General features: G+C 57.6%; 6 protein-coding genes and 2 pseudogenes. 3 read left to right on the top strand and 5 right to left on the bottom strand.

The window, feature by feature from the left end; genetic code table 11:
- Nucleotides 1–391, bottom strand: a pseudogene (locus IYY11_RS00050) (hypothetical protein); the annotation flags it as partial.
- A gap of 386 nt (nucleotides 392–777) precedes the next feature.
- On the opposite strand from IYY11_RS00050, the gene IYY11_RS22330 reads away from it, so the two are divergent.
- The 3 genes from IYY11_RS22330 to IYY11_RS00060 all read left to right on the top strand — a co-directional run bounded on the left by IYY11_RS22330 (nucleotide 778) and on the right by IYY11_RS00060 (nucleotide 1,939).
- The gene (locus tag IYY11_RS22330) at nucleotides 778–1,161 is read left to right on the top strand and encodes a transposase (RefSeq protein WP_210330472.1); all 384 of its coding nucleotides are present in this window, start codon (nucleotides 778–780) and stop codon (nucleotides 1,159–1,161) included.
- Nucleotides 1,162–1,247: 86 nt separating this feature from the next.
- A complete protein-coding gene (locus IYY11_RS22335; RefSeq protein WP_210330473.1) occupies nucleotides 1,248–1,478 on the top strand; it encodes a hypothetical protein in 231 nt (76 codons plus the stop codon).
- A gap of 128 nt (nucleotides 1,479–1,606) precedes the next feature.
- Nucleotides 1,607–1,939: a hypothetical protein gene (locus IYY11_RS00060; protein ID WP_124740568.1), complete on the top strand. Its 333-nt coding sequence runs from the start codon at nucleotides 1,607–1,609 to the stop codon at nucleotides 1,937–1,939.
- A 17-nt stretch (nucleotides 1,940–1,956) separates the two neighbouring features.
- Here IYY11_RS00060 and IYY11_RS00065 read toward each other — a convergent pair whose 3' ends face one another.
- From IYY11_RS00065 to IYY11_RS00075, 4 genes and pseudogenes are all read right to left on the bottom strand, one after another.
- Entirely contained in the window at nucleotides 1,957–2,376 is a 420-nt protein-coding gene (locus IYY11_RS00065) for a universal stress protein (protein ID WP_124740567.1), read from the bottom strand.
- A gap of 80 nt (nucleotides 2,377–2,456) precedes the next feature.
- Nucleotides 2,457–2,987: an STAS domain-containing protein gene (locus IYY11_RS22460; protein ID WP_245435083.1), complete on the bottom strand. Its 531-nt coding sequence runs from the start codon at nucleotides 2,985–2,987 to the stop codon at nucleotides 2,457–2,459.
- Nucleotides 2,960–3,643 carry a SulP family inorganic anion transporter gene (locus tag IYY11_RS22465; RefSeq protein ID WP_245435081.1) on the bottom strand — a complete coding sequence of 228 codons (684 nt, stop codon included), beginning with the start codon at nucleotides 3,641–3,643 and terminating at the stop codon, nucleotides 2,960–2,962. The genes IYY11_RS22460 and IYY11_RS22465 overlap by 28 nt, the downstream gene beginning before the upstream one ends.
- Before the next feature lie 62 nt (nucleotides 3,644–3,705).
- Nucleotides 3,706–4,215 (bottom strand): annotated as a pseudogene (locus tag IYY11_RS00075) (IS4 family transposase); the annotation flags it as partial.

A 4,215-nucleotide genomic window follows, 5' to 3' on the forward strand; every position in this document is an offset into this window, starting at 1 on the left:
CGAAACGCAAATGGATTTGTTCGACGAGGTGGGTCAGCGTTGGACGCTGCGGCTTCAGATAGACTTCCCGGATCGTCTGGCGGATCAACTTATGACGCGATTTGTCGAGAGCGAGCGCCCCTTTCGATCGGCCTCGCGGCTTCGGCTGAAGCGCCTCAACGGTGGGCGTTTCGCGATAGATCGCGACGAGGCGATAAAGTGTCGCGCGACTGATCCCGAGGTCCAAAGCAACATCTTCGACGTCGCTTGTTCGTAGCCGGTCGCCCGCGGAGCGGCCTAACAATTCTCTGATGGCCTCCTCGCGTCGACATGCCTCTAACCACTGCGGGTCGTCGGACCCCGTCGTGTCGGCGTCATCAGGGCAGGGCGCGTTCTCATTATTGCTGTTCATTTTTCGGCCGCGTCCATGAGAAATGGTTGAGCCGCAAATTCTCAATTCAACTGTACATCATTCGGGCGTTTTCTCAATTCAAATGTATACGCGTAAATCAGCAGCGTTTCGTAACGCATTGAAATTCAACAGGCCGATTTCTCAATTTCTGATGTGTCCTGACAGCGGTGTCCGGCGAGAGCGCGCCTTTCATGCGCACCGTGCGATGCCGAACCGTCGCGAATGCGCTTTCGATGGGGTTTGTAACCAGTATGAAGATATCCGGTGCCAATGCCCAGCTGCGTTCATCGAGAACAAGGCGTATGGTGCGACCATCCGGGACTGAGGTGCCGGGAGCATGAAAGTGTAGGCAGGCCGTTCTCGTACGTTGAGCTGCGAGCTCGTGTTTGTGGTTGGCCGCCTCTGCGACTCGCTATTTCGAAGGGCTCGACAGCGAGCGCTGCATTGTCTGGGGCTGCTCGGATTCGAGATCGCTGGGAGATTTCACTCGGCACGGCAAGCGCGACAAGGTTCCCGATCATTCCTGGTTGTCGAAGACGCGAAGCCGTCTGCCGCACGAAGTGCACGAGAAGGTGTTCGCCTTCGTCCTGAAGCTCGTCGCCGAACATGGTCTGGTGAAGGGCGAGCGGATCGGCGTCGACGGGTCGACGATGGAAGCCAACGCGGCGCTGCGGACGACCGTGCGCCGTGACAATGGCGAAAGCTATCGCGAGATGCTGACTCGGATGGCCAAGGAAAGCGGTGTCGAGACGCCGACGTCGACGATCTGATCCGACTCGACCGTAAGCGCAAAGGTAAGAAGCTCTCGAACGAGGATTGGACGAGCAAGACCGATCGAGAGGCGAAGATCGCCAAGATGAAGGACGGCACGACGCATCTCGCCTACGAGCCCGAACATGCGGTCGATCTCGACACCGGCGTGATCGTGGCGGCGCCGATTCACGAAGCCGACAAGGGCGACACGACAACACTCGATCCCACGCTGAAGGAAAGAAAAGAATCTGTCTGCATGCGAAGCCGACTGATCAAATCGCGACATTTCCACCGCGCTGTTACGGAACGATCGGCGTTACGGGGGCAGGATTGACGAGGCTCGTCCCGTTCAGAAATGCCTGGCCGCCGCTGATGCGGAGCAATTACATATAGTGCTTTTTCAAGTTGCCATAACTGACCCGGCCTTCGCGTACAACGTCCACGATCGACGCGGAGTTGTCGTTGGCGAGCACCATTTCGGGCCGTCTCCTTCGCCGCCTCCGTATCCTTGGTGATTCCGACGGTCGAAAGCAGGTGCTTGCAGCGCACGTCGAGCCCAATTGTGCCCAAGCGCCGGAGGCCATAAAAAGTCAAAAAATACGCTGGGCCACTTTAACAGTCGTGAATCGTCACGTTGTTTTCATGGACCGTGCCAATCTGAATCTTCTTTTTCTTCTGGAGCCCTTTGATGCGGCGTTTCAACAAAACATCGGACCGATGACGACAGTAGCCCAAAGCAAAGCCAAGGTCTTCGTCGCGCGGGTGCCGAAGCTGAACCCGGTCGAGGAAGTCTGACCTTTGGTATAATGCTATCAACGCACCACCAGTACTGAGCATGTGGCATGTCGTACGATTTTTGCGGCATTTGAGCCAAGAAGATACGTCGCCAAGGTTGGCCGGTTTGAGCAGATAACGATGAGATCGGCATTCCACTCTCCGGCCTCGGTCAGGGCCTCGTCATAGATCGCGCCGATTCTCACAATGGTCGAAATGCGCTTACGCGGGTAATCAATCTTCACTGTGGTTTTCGCGATTTGTTTTTGAGCCTCAAGTCGAACCTCGTCTTCATAATCGGGAGGTCCGTATTCGATGAACATCGTGGGTAGCATCGTTTGCACATTAACAAGGCGCAATCTGGCGTCAGGATCGGCGATCCCTATAGCCGCTTCGATCGCTTGTCGTGTCAGCTGGGGTTGCTCGAGATCAACCGGGAGGAGGATTCTCTTGAACATAATATTTCCTTCTGGTCAGTTTTTCGATCTCGACTTTTGAGGTGCCGCTTGCCAGCGCTATGCATACTGATAAAGGTAGATTATTCTCGCGCAACTTTGTTCCTCTGAACGCTTCCAACACGAGTTTCGTTCGCCTTCGCACGCTTGGCGCTCGATCGTCCATCGCCCTTACGGAACAATCCATGGAGCGCGTCCCAGTCGAGCACGAGCTCTCCGCCGGAGCTTTGAAGCTGCCACTCCCGGCTTAGAAAAAGGTCGAGGCAGGCGTGATCGATATAGCTCAACTCACTGAGATGCACATGCACGCGCGTGCCTGGGGGTAATCCTTCTAGAGCGGCGGCGAGCTGCGGAAGGCGGATGAATGTCGCAGCGCCTTCGAGATGTATATAGATCACGCCGTCACTCTCTTCACGGCGAATGCTGAGATGGGAGAAGGTGTAGAGCAGGCGGACGATGGCAAGTCCCACGCCGACTGCAATGCCGGTCAGCACGTCGGTTATCACCACTGCAGCGAAGGTTGCAGCATAGACGGCCGTTTCGACGCGTTCCTGACTCCAGAGAAAGCGCACGAAGCCGTAGTTGATCAGATTGAGGCCGGCGTAAACGAGCACTGCCGCGAGGCTGACGACGGGAATAATGCGCAGGACGTTTCGGTGCCATGGTGATGAGCAGCAAAATCCACACGCCATGCAGCATGGTGGAGAGCCGCGTCCGGCCGCCGGCGTTCACAATTGGCGGCGCTGCGCACGATGACGCCAGAAACGGGCAGCACGCCGAGCATGCCGCACAGCAGATTGCCGACGCCTTGTGCCACAAGCTCTTTGTTGTATTTTGGGCGCGCCGTGCGACGCTGTATTACATCGACTGCAGTCGCCGTCAGCAGCGACTCCGCGCCGGCGACGAAGGCAAGCGACAGGCCCGCCGCCCATAGCGCTACCTCGCCCAACCTCCCGAGCGCATGAAGTGTCGGCATGTTTATAGCGCCCAGAAGATCGTCCGGCGCCGGAACATATTTGATGTCCACGTTGAAATGCCAGGCCGCGAAGGTTGCCAGTCCGACGCCCGTCAGTGGCGCGGGCAGGAATGCAAGCCTAGGTGGGGCGGCTCGCCGCCAGGCGAATATCGAGTTAATCGTCAGTAAGCCAAGCAGCGCCGCCGGCCGATGGGCGTCCATGGGAACGCCTTTCCAGATCGCTATGGGCAACGACCATAGATTGATGACGCCGCCGAATTCCCGTCCGGTTCCGGGTGGCGCGTCATCGACCATCACGTGAAACGAGCTCTTCGGCGAGAGCCTGCACCAAAGTAAGCCTCCGGCGAGACTTTCAATTACCCACATCTGCGTGTTGAACCGATAGCGATGCCGAAAGCGATATCTTGCAATTTGGTCAGGCCACGCCAGACGACCATGTTTCCTGGGGGAGGATCGCGCGTGCGAGCGAGATAGCCGCCGAGCATGGCGATCTGTAACAAGTAGGTTGCGACCGTTCGGCGCATGATGCGCGGTCTGGAGCGCGCCGCATCGATGCGGTCGAGTGTTTCAATCTCGGCAGGTGTGAGGACAGTCTCGGGTTTCGCGAGTGGTTGAGCCCGCGCAGACATGGTGATCCAAAAGATGCGCCAGCTGACGACTGTGATGAGGGCGAGCAATTTCACCAGCCGTTCGGCAGTCTGCAATTTCGCATCTTCGGCGCGGCAACCAGATTTCATGACCTTGTGGAACACCTCGATTTTCCAGCGCAGTGCGTACCAGTCGAGCTTTTCGATGGCGGCTGCGAGATCGTCGACAGGCAGATTGGTCACGAGCCTCCAGTCGATCGGGTCGCGATCCGAAGGCGG

Origin of the sequence: Methylocystis sp. H62 (assembly GCF_015709515.1) — a bacterium.
Classification (GTDB): Bacteria; Pseudomonadota; Alphaproteobacteria; order Rhizobiales; family Beijerinckiaceae; genus Methylocystis.